Origin of the sequence: Burkholderia sp. LA-2-3-30-S1-D2, assembly GCF_001523915.2 — a bacterium.
Lineage (GTDB): Bacteria > Pseudomonadota > Gammaproteobacteria > Burkholderiales > Burkholderiaceae > Burkholderia > Burkholderia diffusa.
Window position 1 is genome coordinate 584,897 of record NZ_CP013383.1, and the last position, 19,090, is coordinate 603,986.

Annotated in this window: 18 protein-coding genes and 1 tRNA gene; 12 read left to right on the forward strand and 7 right to left on the reverse strand. The window is 66.7% G+C overall.

Features of this window, described 5'->3' with window-relative positions; translation table 11 throughout:
* Nucleotides 1-7 precede the first annotated feature (7 nt).
* Entirely contained in the window at nucleotides 8-1,249 is a 1,242-nt protein-coding gene (locus WS66_RS02645; RefSeq protein ID WP_059600210.1) for an NAD(P)/FAD-dependent oxidoreductase, read from the reverse strand.
* A gap of 609 nt (nucleotides 1,250-1,858) precedes the next feature.
* Here WS66_RS02645 and WS66_RS02650 point away from each other — a divergent pair.
* From WS66_RS02650 to WS66_RS02690, 9 genes are all read left to right on the forward strand, one after another.
* Complete coding sequence (locus tag WS66_RS02650) at nucleotides 1,859-2,566, forward strand: YfiR family protein (protein ID WP_059600209.1); 708 nt, start codon at nucleotides 1,859-1,861, stop codon at nucleotides 2,564-2,566.
* Nucleotides 2,563-3,831 carry a diguanylate cyclase domain-containing protein gene (locus WS66_RS02655; protein WP_059600208.1) on the forward strand — a complete coding sequence of 423 codons (1,269 nt, stop codon included), beginning with the start codon at nucleotides 2,563-2,565 and terminating at the stop codon, nucleotides 3,829-3,831. Before WS66_RS02650 ends, WS66_RS02655 begins: the two co-directional genes overlap by 4 nt.
* An 84-nt stretch (nucleotides 3,832-3,915) precedes the next feature.
* Nucleotides 3,916-4,425 carry an OmpA family protein gene (locus WS66_RS02660; protein WP_059600207.1) on the forward strand — a complete coding sequence of 170 codons (510 nt, stop codon included), beginning with the start codon at nucleotides 3,916-3,918 and terminating at the stop codon, nucleotides 4,423-4,425.
* 220 nt (nucleotides 4,426-4,645) lie between these two features.
* A complete protein-coding gene (locus WS66_RS33520) occupies nucleotides 4,646-5,203 on the forward strand; it encodes a hypothetical protein (RefSeq protein WP_159086505.1) in 558 nt (185 codons plus the stop codon).
* A gap of 740 nt (nucleotides 5,204-5,943) precedes the next feature.
* Nucleotides 5,944-7,062, forward strand: coding sequence for a branched-chain amino acid ABC transporter substrate-binding protein (locus tag WS66_RS02670; protein ID WP_059534285.1), 1,119 nt, complete (start codon nucleotides 5,944-5,946; stop codon nucleotides 7,060-7,062).
* Between the two features lie 174 nt (nucleotides 7,063-7,236).
* The gene (gene livH, locus WS66_RS02675; protein ID WP_059600205.1) at nucleotides 7,237-8,163 is read left to right on the forward strand and encodes a high-affinity branched-chain amino acid ABC transporter permease LivH; all 927 of its coding nucleotides are present in this window, start codon (nucleotides 7,237-7,239) and stop codon (nucleotides 8,161-8,163) included.
* A gap of 11 nt (nucleotides 8,164-8,174) precedes the next feature.
* Nucleotides 8,175-9,446 (forward strand): high-affinity branched-chain amino acid ABC transporter permease LivM, encoded by a 1,272-nt coding sequence (locus tag WS66_RS02680; protein WP_059600204.1) that lies wholly within the window; start codon nucleotides 8,175-8,177, stop codon nucleotides 9,444-9,446.
* Complete coding sequence (gene livG / locus WS66_RS02685; RefSeq protein WP_059600203.1) at nucleotides 9,443-10,216, forward strand: high-affinity branched-chain amino acid ABC transporter ATP-binding protein LivG; 774 nt, start codon at nucleotides 9,443-9,445, stop codon at nucleotides 10,214-10,216. The genes WS66_RS02680 and livG overlap by 4 nt, the downstream gene beginning before the upstream one ends.
* Entirely contained in the window at nucleotides 10,216-10,917 is a 702-nt protein-coding gene (locus WS66_RS02690; protein WP_006484776.1) for an ABC transporter ATP-binding protein, read from the forward strand. The genes livG and WS66_RS02690 overlap by 1 nt, the downstream gene beginning before the upstream one ends.
* Before the next feature lie 148 nt (nucleotides 10,918-11,065).
* Here the strand turns inward: WS66_RS02690 and WS66_RS02695 are convergent, their stop codons facing one another.
* The 3 genes from WS66_RS02695 to WS66_RS02705 all read right to left on the reverse strand — a co-directional run bounded on the left by WS66_RS02695 (nucleotide 11,066) and on the right by WS66_RS02705 (nucleotide 13,507).
* On the reverse strand, nucleotides 11,066-11,473 hold the full coding sequence (locus WS66_RS02695; RefSeq protein ID WP_059600202.1) for a DUF2000 family protein: 408 nt from the start codon (nucleotides 11,471-11,473) through the stop codon (nucleotides 11,066-11,068).
* Between the two features lie 44 nt (nucleotides 11,474-11,517).
* Nucleotides 11,518-12,375 (reverse strand): AraC family transcriptional regulator, encoded by an 858-nt coding sequence (locus WS66_RS02700; RefSeq protein WP_059600201.1) that lies wholly within the window; start codon nucleotides 12,373-12,375, stop codon nucleotides 11,518-11,520.
* 154 nt (nucleotides 12,376-12,529) lie between these two features.
* Entirely contained in the window at nucleotides 12,530-13,507 is a 978-nt protein-coding gene (locus WS66_RS02705) for an AraC family transcriptional regulator (RefSeq protein ID WP_059600200.1), read from the reverse strand.
* A gap of 41 nt (nucleotides 13,508-13,548) precedes the next feature.
* Between WS66_RS02705 and WS66_RS02710 the strand changes: the two genes are divergently transcribed.
* Nucleotides 13,549-14,298, forward strand: coding sequence for an SDR family oxidoreductase (locus WS66_RS02710; RefSeq protein WP_059600199.1), 750 nt, complete (start codon nucleotides 13,549-13,551; stop codon nucleotides 14,296-14,298).
* Between the two features lie 84 nt (nucleotides 14,299-14,382).
* Here WS66_RS02710 and WS66_RS02715 read toward each other — a convergent pair whose 3' ends face one another.
* A complete protein-coding gene (locus WS66_RS02715) occupies nucleotides 14,383-15,684 on the reverse strand; it encodes an aspartate aminotransferase family protein (RefSeq protein WP_059600198.1) in 1,302 nt (433 codons plus the stop codon).
* A 78-nt stretch (nucleotides 15,685-15,762) separates the two neighbouring features.
* On the opposite strand from WS66_RS02715, the gene WS66_RS02720 reads away from it, so the two are divergent.
* Entirely contained in the window at nucleotides 15,763-16,647 is an 885-nt protein-coding gene (locus WS66_RS02720; RefSeq protein WP_059600197.1) for a LysR family transcriptional regulator, read from the forward strand.
* Nucleotides 16,648-16,817: 170 nt separating this feature from the next.
* Here WS66_RS02720 and WS66_RS02725 read toward each other — a convergent pair.
* A tRNA-Leu gene (locus WS66_RS02725) sits at nucleotides 16,818-16,902 on the reverse strand.
* Between the two features lie 141 nt (nucleotides 16,903-17,043).
* Between WS66_RS02725 and WS66_RS02730 the strand changes: the two genes are divergently transcribed.
* A complete protein-coding gene (locus WS66_RS02730; protein ID WP_059600196.1) occupies nucleotides 17,044-18,366 on the forward strand; it encodes a leucine-rich repeat-containing protein kinase family protein in 1,323 nt (440 codons plus the stop codon).
* A 45-nt stretch (nucleotides 18,367-18,411) separates the two neighbouring features.
* On the opposite strand, the gene WS66_RS02735 is transcribed toward WS66_RS02730, so the two are convergent.
* Nucleotides 18,412-19,041 carry a LysE family translocator gene (locus WS66_RS02735; protein WP_059600195.1) on the reverse strand — a complete coding sequence of 210 codons (630 nt, stop codon included), beginning with the start codon at nucleotides 19,039-19,041 and terminating at the stop codon, nucleotides 18,412-18,414.
* Nucleotides 19,042-19,090: the final 49 nt, after the last annotated feature.

Sequence of the window (19,090 nt, forward strand, 5' to 3'; positions counted from 1 at the left end):
ATCGGCATCAGAAGCGGTCGGCGCGGTAGGGCGTCGGATCGGTGAACGGCGTCTCGCCGGTCATCATCTCGGCCAGCAGGCGGCCGGAGACGGGGCCGAGCGTCAACCCGTGATGGTTGTGCCCGAACGAGAACCACATCCCGCGATGCGCCGGGGCGGGGCCGATCACCGGCCGCATGTCGGGCGTGCACGGCCGGAAGCCGAGCCACGGGTGCGGGTCGAGCCGCTCGCCGAAGCCGAACACCGGGCGCGCGACGCGTTCCGCGCGATCGAGCTGCACGCCCGTCGGCGGCAGGCCGCGCCGCGCGATCTCGACGCCGGTGGTCAGCCGCAGTCCGCGCCGCATCGGCGCGATCACGTAGCCGTATTCGCGATCGACGATCGGCGCCGACGGCGCGCCGCGTTCGGACGGCGCGTAGTGCATGTGGTAGCCGCGCTTCTCGCGCAGCGGAATCTTGTAGCCGAACTTGCCGAACACCGTGTCGGACCACGGGCCGAGCGCGACGACGACGGCCGGCGCGGCGATCTTGCCGTCGTCCGTCGTGACCTGCCAGCCGGGCGACAGCGCCTCCAGGCTCGCGGCGTCGCCGGTGAGCAGCGTGCCGCCGCCTTGCACGAAGAGTTGCGCGTAGGTTTTGACGAGCGCGGACGGATCGACGACGCTTTTCGGATCGAGCCAGTGCAGCGCGCCGCAGAAGCCTGCAGCGAGGCTCGGCTCCCGTGCGCGAAGTGCCGCGGCATCGAGCGGTGTGATGCCGAGCCCGTGGCGGCGCGCGGTGAGTCCCGCATCGGCGACCGCGCGCTCGAACGCGGCGGGCGTGCGGAACGCTTCCATCCAGCCGCTGGCGCGCACCAGTTCCCCGGCGCCGGCGCGCGCGATCAGCGCGTCGTGCTCGACGATGCAGCGCTCGATCAGCGGCAGCATGTCGCGCGCGGCTGCCGCGTGACGCAGCGGCGCCGATTCCCACCAGAAACGCGCGAGCCACGGCGCGAACGCGGGCAGCGACGCGCTGTGCCAATAGAGATCGGTGGAGCGGTTGAGCGCATAGCGCATCAGCGTGAACGGGCTGCGCGGGAACGGATACGGTTCGATCGACGAGCGCTCGATCAGCCCCGCGTTGCCGAAGCTCGTGCCTTCGCCGGGCGCGCCGCGGTCGACGAGGGCAACCTTGCGGCCGCGATCCTGCAGGTGCAGCGCGGCGGAGACGCCGACGATGCCCGCGCCCAGAACGATTACGTCGAAGTCCATGAGGGAAGACGAGATAGACGGTTGATGATCGACACTCGGCGTCGGCGACGCGCGCTTCGGCCGGGTGCGCGGAACTGCAATCGAATGATCAGCAAGGATACTCGCGAACGCGGTGATGCGCGAATCGCGCTCCCTCGTCCGGGGCGATGGGGGCATCTGGCGACGGGTTGCTTCGATCGAATTTGCCGACTGCTCGTCTGAGCCCGCCATGTCCGCGAAGGACGGGAACGGGTATGCGTTCCGGGGGCGAATGAAACGTCGTTGTGTCGAGCATCGCGTGACGGATTCGTTGCGTCCGGCGACGGAATCGCGCGGCAACTTCCACCGGCGTCGCATCGTTGCGCGGGGAAACCAGTCTGGCGCACCCCTGCGGAACGTATGAAGTTTGACTCGCACGTTCGTCCTGTTCGCTGGCCAATCCTTCGGCGTCGCATCGTCACGAACAGCACCGATTCCGCATACTTTCCGACATGAATCGCGGGTGTATCCCACTGGTTTGGGATACGAATATTTACCTAAGATGGAAGCAATCGTGCGTGTGATACGGTGCCGGCACGCGCATGGCAGGAAGGGGCAGCGCCGGGAACGACTGCAGCAGATGTTTCCATCATGGATGCGAGTATGTGCGCGGCGGCCGAGAATCATGCGGCCGCATCGACGCCAGCGGGCGCGGCGGTAATCGCCGCGCGGAAGGCATCCGGCCGGTCCGGCCGAGTCGCCACGTTACGCCACGCATGCATCGCAATCGTTTGCGCGCTGAGTGGCGCGCCCTCCGTTCTCGCCGGGGCGCCTGGCGATGCCGACGCGCCGATCGAAACGGTGCGGCTCGTCGCCACCACGACACCCGTCAATCCCACCAGTCCCGCCTTTTCGTCACACGACTCCGCCGTGCGCCAGGTCGTGCTCGGCATCATCAGTTTCACGCGCTGGCCGACGACGCCGGTTCGCCTGAATCTGTGCGTGACGGGCAGGTCAGACTACGCGGGCGACCTGACCGGCACGATACAGGCCGGCTCGACCGTGCTCGACGTGCAGCGGGTCCGCTTCGATGACCCCGCGCTCGGCGTCGCATGCGACGTCGTGTATCTCGGCGTGCTCGGAGACGAAGAGCGAAAGCGGGTGAGGACCGCGCTGGTCGGCCGCCCGGTGCTGACCATCGCCGAACACGATCCGTCCTGCACTGCGGGCAGCATGTTCTGTCTCGCGGTCGAAGGCGAGCGCGTCACGTTCGACATCAATCTCGACGCCGTCGCGCGCAGTGGCGTGCGCGTGCATCCGAACGTGCTCAATCTCGCGCGGCGGACGCTGACGCCATGACACGTTCGGGGCCCGCCATTTCGCCTTCACGTGTATCGCGCTCGACGCTGCAAAGCGTGTTGCGCCGCGCGCATTTGCGCCTTGCGTTCGTCGCGGTCGCGATGGCCGCCATGTCGCTGATCGTCGTCGCCGTGATCGCGTTGCGCGCGTACGCCGGCAACAACCTGAACCTGCTGGCGCGCTCGCTCGGTTACACGGTCGAGGCAGCGCTCGTGTTCGGCGACCGTGTCGCGGCGAACGAGGCGATCGCGACGATCGCCAACGACGAGGACGTCGCGCAGGTGGTCGTCACCGATGGCAAAGGCCAGTTGTTCGCGACGTGGAAACTGCCCGCCGCAGGCCGGATCGCCCGTCTCGAGCGCGGCGTCGCCGCGCTGGCGCTGCCCGGGCCAGTGAGCGCCGCGGTGATGCACGACGGCCTCGTCATCGGCCAGGTCATCGTGCGTGGCCGGGGGCACCAGTTCTTCGGGTTCCTGATCGGTGGCATCGGCGGCATTCTCGGTTGTCTGGCAGTCAGCGTGATCGGCGCGTATGTCAGCTCCAAGCGTCTGTTGCGCAACATCGTTGCGCCGCTGCGCGCGCTGGCCGACGTCGCGCACGCCGCACGCCGCGAGCGTGCGTTCGCGCGTCGCGTCGAGCCAGTGGCGATCGCCGAACTGAATCAGCTTGGCGACGACTTCAATGCATTGCTCGACGAATTCGAAGACTGGCAGAACACGCTGCGGGACGAAAACGCGTCGCTCGAACACAAGGCGACGCACGATGCGCTCACGGAGCTGCCCAACCGCGTGCAGTTCGAGTCGCGTCTGTCGGTTGCCCTCTGCGACGCCGTGGTGACGGGGCAGCGAGTTGCCGTCCTGTATCTCGACTGCGACCGCTTCAAGGAAATCAATGACGGTCTTGGCCACGATGCGGGCGACGCGGTGCTGATCGGCATCGCGGCGCGGTTGCGCGCGCAGGTGCGCGAGACCGATCTTGTCGCGCGGCTGGGCGGCGATGAATTCGCGGTGATGCTGACGGCGGTGCGCGATACGGACAGCGTGTGCCAGATCGCCGATGAGATTTTGTCCGGCATGGTGCCGTCGATCGAGCTGTCCGACGGGCGCATGGTGGCCACCATGATGAGTGCCGGTATTGCGCTGTATCCCGATCATGCGTCCGACGCGAGCGGCTTGCTGCGCGCGTCGGATGCCGCGATGTACCGCGCCAAGCGTGCGCGGCCGGGGTCGTGGCAGCTGGCGGAGGGCGTAGCGGGACGGGTTTGATGTCTGTCGTTTCGCGCCGTGGGCGAGGCCGCGGCGGCGGGATAATAAGCGCGCGCGAAGCGGGCGCGTACGAAGGGGGCGATCATGGATGACTCGTTGCCTGTGAGCATTGGGCGAATGTGCGTCGCGGGCGCAGTGCTTCTGTGCCTGCTGCTTGGCGGATGCAAGACGCCGCCGCTTCATCGGGGGCTCACGCAGACGCAGGTCACGGCGCTGAAGTCGGTCGGGTTCCAGGAGACCGAGCAGGGGTTCGAGTTCGGGTCGTCGGGGCCGATTCTGTTCGATTTCGATCGCTATAACCTCAAGCCGGATGTCAGGCGGATCGTCGAGCGGATTGGCAGGACGTTGAGGTCGGCGGGGATCAACGGGGTGCGGGTGTACGGGTACTCCGACGAGGAGGGGGAGGCTGCCTACAATCTCGAGTTGTCCCGGCGGCGGGCAGAGGTGGTGGCGATCGAGCTTGTGGACGTCGGGCTGGACAGAAAGCGGATTGCGATCGTGGGGAAGGGGAAGAGCGATCCGGTGGGGGATAACCGGACGCCAGCCGGGAGAATGCAGAATCGGCGGGCGGCGATTGTGGTTTCGCCGAGGTGAGGCGGCGCATCGTGCGCTTTGCGTGCGTGACCAGACTGAGATTGCGCAACTTGCTGTGTGAGGCCGCTGCCGATCGCCCCGTGCCTCACCAAGCAATATTGCAAGATGACCGCGACGCGCCCGCACCGCCGGTAGCCGTGCAATGCGAACCCACGCCGTTGTCATAGAACGTCCGCGTCTCCGGCTGCGGCACTGACGGATCGTGCGGATTCGGCGCACCGTGCGGACCGCGCGCGGCATCGAAAGGTCGCTTGGGCGCATACGAATTCCTGCCGCCGGGCGCTTGCGACCCGTTGGCCCTCAGATATTCATTCCAGTTCAGCGCGCGCTGTTCGTCTCGTGGCAACGCGCGACCGAAGCTATCGCTGCCGCCCGCGCCGAGCGCGACGCGATTCGAGGTCCATACAGAATCGCCGGGCTCGCGTTCGACCGAAGGCTGCGGCTCGAGCGTATCGCCCGAAACCCGCAACGGCCGCGTATCAGGCGTATCGAACGGATTGCGTTCAACCGGCGCCGCGTACTTCGCGCGGCGCGTCGTGAGCGCCGCACGCGCATCATGCGTAGTCCCGGCCCGACGTTCCGAACGAAACACGTTGGCACTGCCCGGGCGATCGACCAGCGAATCGCGGCCCGAAGCGTCGGCAATGGAAACGGAAAGCGCACAAGCAAGCGCGGCGGCGGAAGAAAAACGGAGAGGGTGATTCATCGGGATCCGAACCAGGTGACATGTATCGAGAAAAAACGGCAGATCACTGGCTGGCGGCTCGGCGACGTGTGAGCGTCGAAGCGGCCCTGAAGCAACTGCGAATCGCGGAGGGGGCGACTCGCGGGAAGGCTGGCTGGATTGCAGAAGCGAGTGCGAATTATTTCATGAAAATCACAATCTGCTTTCGTTTTGCTGGTCGATGTCGGCAAAAAGAAGGATTGACCGCACAGATAAATCGCCCCGACTCGGTGCGCGCCGACGCAATCATCAGTTGATTGATCTTCGGCGATCAGACCCTAAGCATCCAAAGAAGCACGCAACGCGTGACACCAAATCGCCGAAACCAACACCCGGCAAGGAATCTGCCCACCAACTCACCCAAAATCGCAACCCGATTGCACCCACCGCAAACGTTCTCGGCCCATCTTGGTTGCTCCCGAGTCGCCACCTCGCGCGAGCCAAGTTTCTCCGTGTTTTCCCTCATAGAAGCGGCATTTTTGACAGACGATTTAAAAACCCCCATATAATTTCGACTGCCTTGCCAACGGCTGTCGGACCATCCCTCCGAACTAGCGATTTGGCAAGCGGGGCAGGCGAAACGCTTGCGCAATGCAAGACGCATCACGATGTCTTTCCGAACCAGACGTCCCCGTTGGGGACTGCAAGAGCCGGGCCCCGCTACGCAACATCCATCCGCAGGTCCGTCTTCATGTGTCTCGGGCGTGTCCCATGTCCTCGCCCCGGGTGCTGTTCGATTGCGCAAGTCATGCCGCCTTTGCCCGTATGACTAAACAACATCGAGGAGCTCCCAGATGACGCTGTCCCGTCTTACGTCCATTTCCGCCGCCGCCGTGCTGTTCGCCGCCGGCGCCGCCGCCGCGCAAGCGGAAACCGTGAAGATCGCCATCGCTGGTCCGATGAGCGGCTCGGTCGCCCAGTACGGCGACATGGTGAAGGCCGGCGCGCTGACCGCGATCGAACAGATCAATGCGGCCGGCGGTGCGGGCGGCAACAAGTTCGAAGTCGTGCAGATGGACGACGCATGCGAACCGAAGCAGGCCGTCGCCGTCGCCAACAAGATCGTCAGCCAGAAGATCAAGTACGTGATCGGCCACGTGTGCTCGGGTTCGACGATCCCCGCATCCGACATCTACGAAAACGAAGGCATCGTGATGGTCACGCCGTCGGCCACCGCGCCGCAGCTGACGGAAGGCAAGAAGCGTCACTTCATCTTCCGCACGATCGGCCGTGACGACCAGCAAGGCCCGGCCGCCGCGCACTACATCATCAACAACGTGAAGCCGAAGAAGGTCGCCGTCCTGCACGACAAGCAGTCGTACGGCCAGGGCATCGCGTCGTCGGTGAAGAAGGACCTCGAAGCCGCGAAGATTCCGGTCGTCCTGTTCGAAGGCATCAACGCCGGCGATTCGGACTACTCGGCGATCATCACGAAGCTGAAGTCGCAAGGCGTCGATTTCGTCTACTTCGGCGGCTATCACCCGGAAATGGGCCTGCTGATGCGCCAGGCGCGCGAGCAGGGCGTGAAGGCCACGTTCATGGGGCCTGAAGGCGTGGGCAACAAGGACGTGACGGCGATCGCCGGCCCGGCTTCGGAAGGCATGCTGGTCACGCTGCCGGCCGACTTCTCGGCCGACCCGGCCAACGCGGCGCTGGTGAAGGCCTTCGCGGACAAGAAGCGCGACCCGAACGGCCCGTTCCAGATGCCGTCGTACGCAGCGGTGAAGATCATCGCCGACGCGATTGCCGGCGCAAAGACGACCGACCCGACGAAGGTCGCCGCGTACATGCACAAGACGACGTTCGACACGCCGATCGGCAAGGTCGCGTATGACGCACAGGGCGACCTGAAGGCGTTCAAGTTCGTCGTCTACACGTGGCACAAGGACGCGACGAAGACCGCCGCCAAGTAACAACGGAGTATCCGCCCCGCGCACCCGCTCTGCCCGTCACCCGGGCAGGGTGCGTGCGCATTTGGCCGTTGCACGGCCAACGGGCGGCCCGAGACGACACCGTGCGTTGCGCGCGGCCGAACGCCGTGATCCGGCGCCGGCACGCGACCCAGCGCCAACGGGAGCTTCCCGCACATGACTGACTTCTTTCCTCAATTCGCCCAGCAGCTGGTCAACGGCCTGACGCTGGGTGCGATCTATGCGCTGATCGCCATCGGCTACTCGATGGTCTACGGCATCATCGGCATGATCAACTTCGCCCACGGCGAGATCTACATGATCGGCGCGTACGTGGGCCTCGTGACCCTGACTGCCATCGGCATCTCCGCCGGCTATCCGCTGCCGCTCGTGCTCGGCGCCGCACTGATCGTGTCGGTGATCGTCACCGGCCTGTACGGTTTCGCGGTCGAGCGCGTCGCGTATCGGCCGCTGCGCGGCGGCCCGCGCCTCGTGCCGCTGATCTCCGCGATCGGCATGTCGATCTTCCTGCAGAACTACGTGCAGATCGGCCAGGGCGCGCGCGACGTAGCCGTGCCGATCCTGATCTCCGGCGCGTTCGACATCCATCTCGGCGGCGACTTCGACGTGACGATTCCGTATGCGCGTCTCTTGATCGTTTGCGTGACGATCGTGCTGATGATCGCGCTGACGCTGTTCATCTCGCATTCGCGGATGGGCCGTGCCTGCCGCGCATGCGCTGAAGACATGAAGATGGCGAACCTGCTCGGCATCGACACGAACCGCGTGATCTCGTTCACGTTCGTGCTCGGCGCGATGCTGGCGGCCGTCGGCGGCGTGCTGATCGGGCTGACGATCGGCAAGCTGAATCCGTACATCGGCTTCGTCGCCGGCATCAAGGCGTTCACCGCCGCGGTGCTGGGCGGGATCGGCAGCATCCCGGGCGCGATGCTCGGCGGCGTGCTGCTGGGCCTTGCCGAAACCTTCGCCGCAGGCTACATGCCGGCCGAGTACAAGGACGTCGTCGCGTTCGGCCTGCTCGTGCTGATCCTGCTCTTCCGCCCGACCGGCCTGCTCGGCAAGTCGGACATCGAAAAGGTTTGAGGGAGACGCAGATGAGTCAAGTCATTTCCGTTCGCCGCCCGGCCGCCGATGCCTCGATCGGCCAGGCGCTGAAGAATGCCGCGGCCGCCGCGCTGCTGACGGCGATCCTCACGATTCCGGTGCTCGGCCTGCAGTTGAAGCTCGACGGCTATCAGGTGGTGCTCACGCCGCACTGGCGCCCGGTGTGGATCGCGGTCGCGGCCGTGTTCCTGTTCCAGTTGTTCAAGCCGTGGCTCGTGCGCGCGAAATCCGCGGTGAAGCTGCCGGCGATGCCCGCGATGGGCGCGCAGCAGCAGCGCGCGATCATCTGGGTGCTGCTCGCGGTCGGGCTCGTGTGGCCGTTCTTTGGTTCGCGCGGCGCCGTGGACGTCGCGACGCTCGCGCTGATCTACGTGATCCTCGGCCTCGGGCTGAACATCGTGGTCGGTTTCGCGGGGCTGCTCGATCTCGGCTATGTCGGGTTCTACGCGGTCGGCGGCTATACCTACGCGATGCTGAACCAGTATTTCGGGCTGTCGTTCTGGGAGTGCCTGCCGATCGCGGCGATCGCCTCGGCGACGTTCGGCTTCCTGCTCGGCTTCCCGGTGTTGCGTCTGCGCGGCGACTATCTCGCGATCGTCACGCTCGGCTTCGGCGAAATCATCCGCCTGCTCGCGAACAACCTGACGGGCCTCACGGGTGGCCCGGACGGCATCTCGAGCATTCCGAAGCCGACGGTGTTCGGCTTCGAGATGGCGCGCTCGGCGAGCGTCGAAGGCGCGAAGACCTTCCATGAACTGATCGGGCTGGAATACAGCGGCGAGCACATGGTGATCTTCCTGTATCTGATCGCGCTGGTACTGGTTGGCTTCACGCTGTTCGTGACGAGCCGCCTGATCCGCATGCCGATGGGGCGTGCGTGGGAAGCGCTGCGCGACGACGAGATCGCATGCCGCTCGCTGGGGCTGAACCCGACGCGCATCAAGCTGTCGGCGTTCACGCTCGGCGCGGCGTTCGCGGGCATCGGCGGCGCGTTCTTCGCCGCGCGTCAGGGCCTCGTGAATCCTGAATCGTTCACCTTCATCGAATCGGCGCTGATCCTCGCGATCGTCGTGCTCGGCGGGATGGGTTCGCAGCTCGGCGTGATTCTCGCGGCGATCCTGCTGACCGTGCTGCCGGAAGTCGCGCGCGGGTTCGCCGAGTACCGGATGCTGATCTTCGGTCTGGTGATGGTGTTGATGATGATGTGGCGTCCGCAGGGCCTGCTGCCCGCGAGCCGTCCCCACGTGGAGCTGCCGCAATGAGCGCGAATGCAGAACTGTTGAAGGTCGCCGGGCTGCAGATGCGCTTCGGCGGGTTGCTCGCGGTGGACGGCATCGATTTCGACGTGCGCCGCAACGAGGTGTTCGCGATCATCGGGCCGAACGGCGCGGGCAAGACCACGGTGTTCAACTGCGTCGGCGGTTTCTACAAGCCGACCGGCGGCGACGTCGTGCTCGACGGCCACGCGATCGCCGGGCTGCCGAGCCACAAGATCGCATTGAAGGGCCTGGTGCGCACGTTCCAGAACATCCGCCTGTTCAAGTCGCTCACGGTCGTCGAGAACCTGCTCGTCGCGCAGCATCGCAAGGTGAAGTCGGGGATGCTGCACGGCCTGTTCGCGACGCCCGCGTATCGCCGCGCCGAGAAGGAAGCGCTCGAACGCGCGGCCGTCTGGCTCGACCGGATGGGGTTGACGTCGGTCGCCAACCGGCAGGCGGGCACGCTGTCGTACGGGCACCAGCGGCGTCTCGAGATCGCGCGCTGCATGATCACCGAGCCGCGTCTGTTGATGCTGGACGAGCCGGCGGCCGGTCTCAACCCGCAGGAGAAGATCGAGTTGCAGCACCTGATCGACAAGCTGCGCCACGAGTTCGGCGTATCGGTGCTGCTGATCGAACACGACATGAGCCTCGTGATGGGCGTGTCGGACCGCATCCTCGTGATGGAGCACGGCCGGCCGATCGTGATCGGCACGCCGGAAGCGGTCCGCAACGACCCGCGCGTGATCAAGGCGTATCTGGGGGAAGAGTGATGCTGAAGCTGGAACAGGTCCATACGCACTACGGCGCGGTCGAGGCGCTCGCGGGCGTGTCGATCGAGGTGAACAAGGGCGAGATCGTCACGCTGATCGGCAGCAACGGCGCTGGCAAGACGACGCTGATGATGACCGTGTGCGGCACGCCGCGCGCATCGTCGGGCCGCGTGCTGTTCGAGGGCAACGACATCACCGCGATGTCGACGCACCAGATCATGCGGCAGGGGATGGCGATCTCGCCGGAAGGGCGCCGCGTGTTCCCGAGCCTGACGGTGCTCGAGAACCTGAAGATGGGCGGGTTCTTCGCGAGCCGTCATGAAATCGACGACGGCATCGAGCATGTGTTCAAGCTGTTTCCGCGCCTGAAGGAGCGCGCGGCGCAGCGGGCCGGCACGATGTCGGGCGGCGAGCAGCAGATGCTGGCAATCGGCCGTGCGCTGATGAGCAAGCCGCGCTTGCTGCTGCTCGACGAGCCGACGCTCGGCCTCGCGCCGCTCGTGATCGCGCAGATCTTCGACATCATCCGGACGATTCGCGACGAGGGCGTCACGGTGTTCCTGGTCGAGCAGAACGCGAACAAGGCGCTGGGCGTGGCCGATCGCGGCTACGTGCTCGAAACGGGGCGCGTGGTGCTGGCGGACACGGGCGCGAACCTGCTCGCGAACGACCGGATCAAGCAGGCGTATCTCGGCGGTTGATGGAGAAAGCCGCCGGCCTGCAACGGGCCGGCGGCGCAGCCCATCATCTTGCAAGAAAAATGTCGCCGGATTTGCGTCATTCGTCGCAAATTCGGCGACATGGGCCCAAACGCGAATCGAACGAAAACGGCGGCGTTGCACGACCCGCTTACGCGTGCAACGCGAGCCCCTTCACCGCCTTGTCCACAGCCTTCTTCGGCCCGTGCAACGCGAGGCCGACCAAATCCAGATTCTCCGCATCCTCGGCGCGAAACACTGCGCGGTTGGCCGCATCGTGCCCGGTCGAAAACATCGCGCGCACGTACGGCACGATCCTCACGTCGCGCGACAGCGCATGCCGGTGCGCGGCCTGCAGGCCGTTCAGGTCGGCCGCGAATACCAGCATCGGCTGGCCGAGCATGCGGCCGTAGCGGTTGCCCGCCGCATCCTCGTACGGTTCGCCGAGCGCATCGGGCGCGCCGGCCGCGACGCCCGTCGCGAGAAACGCGACGACATTGAGTTTCTGCCACGCCGCGAGATCGTCGCGCACGATCAGTGCCACTTTCGTATCGAACATGCTTGCTCCTCATTGGGGCACTCATGATCGGATGCCGCGTGCGATCAGTCTGGAACGTTTGTGCACATTTGCCGGTACGCGGCCGGCGTGATCCGGTACGCGCGGCGGAACCAGCGGCCCAGGTGGCTCTGGTCGGCGAAGCCGACATCGGCCGCGACCTGAGCGGGCGTGCGGCCGATTGCCAGCAGCCGGCGCGCGGCGCGCAGCCGCAAGCGCACCAGATACGCGTGCGGCGACGTGCCGAACGCGCGCTGAAACAGCCGGGTCAGCCGGAACCGGTCGATCCCGGCGACGCTGGCGAGTTCGTCGAGCCCGATGTTGCCGTCCATCTGCGCATGCAGCAGATCGCGCACGCGCGCGATCGCGGGCGGCACGACACCGCTTTCCAGCGCGATCGGGCCGCGCAGTTCGCCGCCGAGCCGCGTCAGCAGGCGGTCGAGCGTCTGGTCGCGCGCGAGCCTGCCTTCGTTGCCGTGGATCGCCAGAAACGCTTGGCGGATCGTGTCGACGAGCGTGGGATCGTCGACCAGCGTATGGCCGAAAGCGGCCTCGACGCCACCCATGCCGGGAAGATTCAGCCGGCGCGCCGCGCGCTCTACCCATGCTTGCGGCAGGTACAGCATGCCGTAGGTGAAGCCGCCTGCTTCGGGCGCATGGCCGTCGTGCATCGCGCCCGGCTCGATCAGGATCGCGCGGCCGGGCACGCTCGTATGCAGCGACCGTCGGCACTGGAATTGCTGCACGCCCTGTTCGGTGAAGCCGACCAGCATGTCGTCGTGATCGTGTGCATCGTACGCATGGCCGTTGAAATGCGCGTGCAGGCTTTCGATGCCGGTTTCCTGATCGCGGCGCGCGACGAGCCAGTGGTCGGTCGTGCAGATGTCCTTTGCCGCTGTCGTCATCGAATGCCTCGCGCGTCGTTGGTGCGTGTCGGGCAGTGTACGCAGATCGCGTGATGCCGGTGGCAAACGCGGGCCGTTCGTCCGGCAATCGGGCGAGAAGCGGAGCGGGATCCCGGCGCGTGTCGCGACACGCGGCGTGGCGTGCATGCGCGGTTCATGCTTCGCTCGCCACCGCCTGCTCTTCACGCGCATATTGCGCCGGCGGCCGCCCGACATGCCGCGTGAACGCGACGCTGAAGGTGCTCGCGGAACTGTAGCCGACACGCCCCGCGATTTCGGCGATGCGGCCTTCGTTGCGGCGGAGCAGGTCCTTCGCGAGCGCCATGCGCCACGTGAGCAGGTATTCCATCGGCGCGACGCCGACCGCGCGGCTGAAGCGTTCGAAGAACGTCGAGCGCGACAGCGCCGCTTCCTTCGCGAGTTCGACGACCGTCCACGGATAGGCGGGGCGCGCGTGCATGCCACGGATCGCGGCCGCCAGTCGATTGTCGGCGAGCCCGCGCACGAGGCCGGGCGACGCGTTCGTTTCGGTCGTGAACCGCAATGCCTCGATCAGCAGCACTTCTAGCAGGCGCGCCAGCACGATCTCGCGCGCGGGCCGCTGCGCGCGCGATTCGTCGCGCACCAGTTGCACGAGCGTGGTCAGCCGCGGTTCGCCGCGCACGAGCACGAATTGCGGCAGCAGCGACACCAGCAGCGCTGCGTCCGGCGAACCGAAGCTGCAGTTGCCGGCCATCATCCGCGTGTCGACCGGGTTGCCCGGATCGCCGATCCGGTATTCGCCGTTGTCGAGTGCGACCGGCGGCCCGGTTTCGACGCCCGGCGGCGGCGGTTCGAGGCTGGACATCGCGACGCCGTAGGCCGCCGGAATCAGCACGAAATCGCCGGGCAGCAGCTCGATCGGCGCGTGCCCGTCGATGGCGATCCGGCACCCGCCGTCGAGGATCGCGCAATAGAACGGCTCGCCGGCGACCGTGCGGTTGATCGACCACGGGCTCGCACCGTGAACCGACTTGGAGTACCGCGCGCCCGGTTGCAGCAGCGTCACGACTTCGGTCAACGGGTCGATCATCGCCGGACCCTCGCAAAAGAAAATCGGATTTTCGATTGTAGCGAATACGGATCCGGCCATCTATCGTACGGACACATGCCCAACACATCCCAGGAGTTCGCATGAAGACCGTACTGATCACCGGCTGTTCCTCCGGCTTCGGCCTCGAGATTGCCCGCCATTTCCTGGCCCGCGACTGGCAGGTCGTCGCGACGATGCGCACACCGCGCGAGGACGTGCTGCCGCCATCGGAACGCCTGCGCGTGCTGGCGCTCGACGTGACGAACGTGGACAGCATCCGCGCCGCCATCGACGCGGCCGGCCCGATCGACGTGCTCGTCAATAACGCAGGCTTCGGCGCGGCCGCGCCGGCCGAGCTCACGCCGCTCGACACGGTGCGTGCGCTGTTCGAAACCAACACGATCGGCACGATTGCGGTGACGCAGGCCGTGCTGCCGCAGTTTCGCCGGCGTGGGGCCGGCGTGATCGTGAACGTCACGTCGAGCGTCACGCTGAAGGTGTTGCCGCTGGTCGGCGCATACCGGGCCAGCAAGGCGGCGGTCAATGCGTTCACCGAATCGATGGCGGTCGAACTCGAACCGTTCGGCGTGCGCGCGCATCTCGTGCTGCCGGGCCGTGCACCCGACACGCGTTTCGGCGACAACGCGCGTGCGCACATGCATGGCTTCGAACACGAGGCGTATGCGGAGTTCGCCGGAAAGGCCGTCGCGAGGATGCTCGATGCGTCGGGGCCGATCACCCATGCGCAGGATGTTGCCGACGCCGTGTGGCGCGCGGCGACGGACCCGTCGAGCCCGATGCGCATTCCGGCCGGTGCCGATGCCGAAGCGTGGGCGGCCGAAATGCGCTGATCGATCGGGAATCCGTCGCGCCGGTCGCTCGAACCGGCACGACGAATCGCACGATGCCGAGAAGGGCGTTACCGCGCGTCGGCGTTACAGCGCGCGTTCGATCGCCTGACCGAGCAGCGACAAGCCGAGATCGATCTCGTCCTCGCTGACCGTCAGCGGCGGCGCGATCCGGAACACGCCGCCCATGCCGGGCAACTGCACGATGTTCATGCTGAGCCCGAGGTTCATGCACTCGCGCGTGATCTTCGCGCCGAGGCCGTCCGCCGGCTCTTTCGTGCGGCGATCCTTGACGATCTCGACGCCGAGCAGCAGCCCGCGCCCGCGCACGTCGCCGATGCAGTCGAACCGCTCCATCAGGTCGAGCAGGCCGCGCCTGAGCCGGTCGCCCATCACGTTCGCGCGTGCGACGAGCCCGTCGCGCTGCACCACGTCCAGCACGCGCAGGCCGACGGCCGCGGGCAGCGGATCCGACACGTGCGTCGTATAGAACAGGTAGCCGAGTTCGTGCGCGCGTTCCTCGATCGCCGCGGACGTCACGATGGCCGCGAGCGGCAGCCCGGCGCCGAGCGTTTTCGACAGCGTCAGGATGTCGGGCGTCACGCCGTCGCGCTGGCACGCGAACATCGTGCCGGTGCGTCCGACGCCCGTCTGCGCCTCGTCGAGGATCAGCAGCATCCCGCGCGCCTCGCACTTGCGCTTGAGCGCCGCCATATAGCCGTCCGGCAGTTCGATGATCCCGCCCGAACTGAGGATCGGCTCCGCGATGAATGCCGCGAGGTTGCCGCTCGACTGGCGGTCGATCAGGTCGAACGCGTAGTCGAGTTCGGCAAGATAGTCGTACGCGCCGTTGCGCTCGAAGCGCGGCCGGTACGTGAATGGCGCCGGAATCGCGAACGAGCCGACGGCGGCCGGGCCGACACCCTTGCGGCCCGCGCTGTACGTGGCCGATGCGGCCGCGCCCGTCATCCCGTGCCACGACTGCGCGAAGCCGACGATCTCGTACTTGCCGGTGACGAGCTTCGCCATCCGGATCGCCGCTTCGTTCGATTCCGCGCCGGTGCTGAGCAGCAGCGCGCGGTCGAGCCCGTCGGGCGTGATGTCGGCGAGGCGCGTCGCGAGGTCGACGACGGGCCGCGACAGCATCCCGCTGAACAGATGATCGAGCTTGCCCGCGTATTCGCCGATGACGGAGACGATCTCCGGATGGCAGTGGCCGAGCACCGCGCTCATCTGCCCCGACGTGAAATCGAGGATCGCGCGGCCGTCGGCGTCATAGACGAAGCTGCCCTTCGCGCGCTCGATGATCATCGGCTCGAACGTGCCGCCGTAGCGGACCAGGTGCTGCCTGGCGTTGCGCCAGAAGGTTGCGTCGTCGTTCAGGGACATCGGGCTTCTCCGGGCAAGGGGGCAGGGATCGCTTGCAGTCTAGGCGCGCGTCTGGTTTGATGGAAACGAATAGTTCTTATGCAAGGTAGAAAGGGGGCTAATACCTTGGGACGCTCGCTCGAAATCGACCTGCTGCGTTCGTTCGTCGTGATCGCCGAGGTGCGCGCGCTCAGCCGCGCGGCCGCGCGCGTCGGCCGGACGCAGTCCGCGCTCAGCCAGCAGATGAAGCGGCTCGAGGATATCGTCGACCAGCCGCTGTTCCAGCGCACCGGCCGCGGCGTGGTGCTGACGCACCCCGGCGAGCGGCTGCTCGTGCATGCGCAGCGCATCCTGCGGCAGCACGACGAGGCAATGGCCGACCTGTGCGGCACGGGGTTGACGGGGACGATCCGGTTCGGGTGCCCGGACGATTACGCGGAGGTGTTTCTGCCGCCGCTGCTGCGGCAGTTTTCGAGCCAGCATCCCCAGGCGATCGTCGAAATCGTATGCGGGCTGACGCCGCGGCTGCTCGAACAGCTCGAGAAGCGCGCGGTCGATCTCGCGATGATTTCATTGCCGGACGACGGGGCGAACGACGACATCATTCGTCGCGAGCAACTGGTCTGGATCGGCTATCCGGGGCTGGAGCCCGCGCATTTCGATCCGCTGCCGCTCGCGCTGTCCGATCCCGATACGCTCGATCACATCGCGGCCTGCGACGCGCTGCATCGCGCCGGTCGCGATTACCGCGTCGCGTATGCGAGCAGCAGTCTCGCGGGGCTGATCGCGCTGGTGCGCTCGGGGCAGGCGTTCGCGGTGATGACGCAGACGGCCGTGCCGACCGACCTGGCGATCGTCAACGGCGATCCGCGGTTGCCGCCGTTGCCGGCGGTGGGCATTACGCTGAGGTTCGACCGGAAACGGCCGTCGCATCTGACGGCGGCGTTCGCCGAGCATATCCGGGCCGTGTTGCCGATGCTGTGACGCGAGTCGTCGCGCCGGAAACGCAGGCATCGGCGCGGGATTCGAGGCGTCGACGTTTGTCGCCCATCTGACCGAGCGCTTCGTCCCGCATCGCCGAAGCAATAAAAAACCCGCGAAGCCATGCGCTGTCGCGGGTTTTGCAAATGCACGAAACACGGAAAAACCGTATTTGGTGCCGACGGCGAGACTCGAACTCGCACAGCTTTCGCCACTACCCCCTCAAGATAGCGTGTCTACCAATTTCACCACGTCGGCACTGCAAGGGGCCGAATTGTAGCGTTACATCGCGCGTTTGTGAAGAGGGTGTGACACGGCGAGCGGATGCGTGAAAGCGATCCCGGTAGAATTCGGACGATCGGTCCGACGACCATCGCTACTGCCATCCGCTTTCTCCCCGTGACCACCACCCTCGAACAACTGCAGGCCGGCCAGCTGTCGGGCACCCGGCAACTCAAGCTCGCGTGCGGGCTGACCGAATTTCCGCGCGAAATCTTCGATCTGGCCGACACGCTCGAAGTGCTCGACCTGTCCGGCAATGCGCTGTCGGCGCTGCCGGACGACCTGTCGCGGCTGCATCGCCTGCGCATCCTGTTCGCGTCCGGCAATCGCTTCACCGAATTTCCCGAGGTGCTCGGCACATGCGCCCAGCTCGACATGATCGGCTTCAAGGCGAACCGGATCCGCACGGTGCCGCGCCGTTCGCTGCCGCGCGCGCTGCGCTGGCTGATCCTGACCGACAACGAAATCGGCGCGCTACCCGCCGAGATCGGCGATTGTTCGCGCTTGCAGAAGCTGATGCTCGCGGGCAACCGGCTGCGCGCGTTGCCGCCCGAAATGGCCGCGTGCCGTGCGCTCGAACTGGTGCGGCTGTCGGCGAACCGGCTGGACGACCTGCCCGGCTGGTTGCTGCGTCTGCCGCGTCTCGCGTGGCTCGCGTCCGCGGGCAATCCGTTCGGCACCGCGCCGGAATCGGCGGCTTCGGCCGAGCCGGGCGTCGCGGACATCGACTGGACGTCGCTCGCCCTCGATCGGAAGCTCGGCGAAGGCGCATCGGGTGTCATTTATCGCGCGCAGTGGCGGGTGGACGGCCAAGCGCCGCGCGCGGTCGCGGTCAAGCTGTTCAAGGGGGCCGTGACGAGCGACGGGCTGCCCGATTGCGAAATGGCCGCGTGCCTGCACGCCGGGCGTCACCCGAACATGATTCCGGTGATCGGCAAGGTGCACGGCCATCCGGATGGCACGCACGGCCTCGTGATGGAACTGGTCGATCCGGCGCTGACGAACCTCGCCGAGCCGCCGAGCTTTGCGTCCTGCACGCGCGACGTCTATGCGGCCGATGAGCGATTCGCGCCGGCCGAGGCATCGCGGATCGCGCTCGGCATCGCGTCGGTGGCAGCGCATCTGCACGCGCGCGGCATCATGCACGGCGACCTGTACGCGCACAACATCCTGCACGACGGCAAGGGCGGCGCGCTGCTCGGCGATTTCGGCGCGGCGTCGGTCTACGACGTGAACGACCGCGTGCGCGCGGCGCGGCTCGAACGGCTGGAAGTCAGGGCGTTCGGCCATTTGCTCTGCGAGTTGCTGGCGCGATGCGAGCCGCGTGCGTGGGAAGGTTCGCACGTACTCGACGCGCTGGCCGCCGCCTGCCTGAACGAGGAGATCGACGCACGGCCGTCGTTCGGCGAGATTGCGGCCACGCTGGCCGTCAAGGACTGACGGTTCCGACCACGCCGCGGCGCCGGCCATCGCCGGGGCGGACGCTTACGCCTGCCGTGCGGTCAGCAGCTTGATCCCGAGGCCAACGAACAGCAGCCCGCTGGCGCGCTTGGCCGCGCGTACCCACGGGCTGACGCCGATACCACGATGGAGCCGGCGCACGCCGAACGAATAGACGCTGTGCACGACGACGACGGTGCATGCGATCGTCACATACATCACGACGAACTGCATCGCGAGCGGGCGACCGTGTGCGATGAACTGCGGCATGAATGCCGACAGGAAGATCATCGTCTTCGGATTGCTGCCCGACACGAACAGCGCTTCGCGGAACAGCTTCCTGCGGTCGGGCTCGACGATCGCGCCCCGGCCGTCGGGCGAGCGTGCGTTGCGATCGCCGCGCAGTTGCCGGATGCCCAGCAACATCAGATACGCGGCGCCGACGACCTTCATCGCGATGAATAGCGGCGGCATCGCGGCCAGCACCGCGCCGACGCCGAGCGCGACGAGCATGACCACCGCGCCTTGTGCGACGAGGTTGCCCGCGATCGTCGCGGCGGTGCCGCGCGAGCCGTAGCGCACCGTGTTGCGGATGACGAGCAGCACGTTGGGGCCTGGCGACAGCGTCGTCGCGAGATAGGCGGCGGCAAACAGCATCCAGGTCTGAATGGACATGCGTTGCTCCGGGAGGGGGTTCCGGCGGTCGGGATGAAGCGATGATGCC

Excerpts from the sequence above, each read along its gene's own strand:
- WS66_RS02645 (WP_059600210.1), bottom strand. The coding sequence starts at position 1,249 with ATGGACTTCGACGTAATCGTTCTGGGCGCGGGCATCGTCGGCGTCTCC.
- WS66_RS02680 (WP_059600204.1), top strand. The coding sequence starts at position 8,175 with ATGAGTCAAGTCATTTCCGTTCGCCGCCCGGCCGCCGATGCCTCGATC.
- WS66_RS02710 (WP_059600199.1), top strand. The coding sequence starts at position 13,549 with ATGAAGACCGTACTGATCACCGGCTGTTCCTCCGGCTTCGGCCTCGAG.
- WS66_RS02690 (WP_006484776.1), top strand. The coding sequence starts at position 10,216 with ATGCTGAAGCTGGAACAGGTCCATACGCACTACGGCGCGGTCGAGGCG.
- WS66_RS02660 (WP_059600207.1), top strand. The coding sequence starts at position 3,916 with ATGGATGACTCGTTGCCTGTGAGCATTGGGCGAATGTGCGTCGCGGGC.
- livG (WP_059600203.1), top strand. The coding sequence starts at position 9,443 with ATGAGCGCGAATGCAGAACTGTTGAAGGTCGCCGGGCTGCAGATGCGC.
- WS66_RS02655 (WP_059600208.1), top strand. The coding sequence starts at position 2,563 with ATGACACGTTCGGGGCCCGCCATTTCGCCTTCACGTGTATCGCGCTCG.
- WS66_RS02705 (WP_059600200.1), bottom strand. The coding sequence starts at position 13,507 with ATGGCCGGATCCGTATTCGCTACAATCGAAAATCCGATTTTCTTTTGC.
- WS66_RS02695 (WP_059600202.1), bottom strand. The coding sequence starts at position 11,473 with ATGTTCGATACGAAAGTGGCACTGATCGTGCGCGACGATCTCGCGGCG.
- WS66_RS02700 (WP_059600201.1), bottom strand. The coding sequence starts at position 12,375 with ATGACGACAGCGGCAAAGGACATCTGCACGACCGACCACTGGCTCGTC.
- WS66_RS02670 (WP_059534285.1), top strand. The coding sequence starts at position 5,944 with ATGACGCTGTCCCGTCTTACGTCCATTTCCGCCGCCGCCGTGCTGTTC.
- WS66_RS02650 (WP_059600209.1), top strand. The coding sequence starts at position 1,859 with ATGGATGCGAGTATGTGCGCGGCGGCCGAGAATCATGCGGCCGCATCG.
- WS66_RS02715 (WP_059600198.1), bottom strand. The coding sequence starts at position 15,684 with ATGTCCCTGAACGACGACGCAACCTTCTGGCGCAACGCCAGGCAGCAC.
- livH (WP_059600205.1), top strand. The coding sequence starts at position 7,237 with ATGACTGACTTCTTTCCTCAATTCGCCCAGCAGCTGGTCAACGGCCTG.
- WS66_RS02720 (WP_059600197.1), top strand. The coding sequence starts at position 15,763 with ATGCAAGGTAGAAAGGGGGCTAATACCTTGGGACGCTCGCTCGAAATC.
- WS66_RS02735 (WP_059600195.1), bottom strand. The coding sequence starts at position 19,041 with ATGTCCATTCAGACCTGGATGCTGTTTGCCGCCGCCTATCTCGCGACG.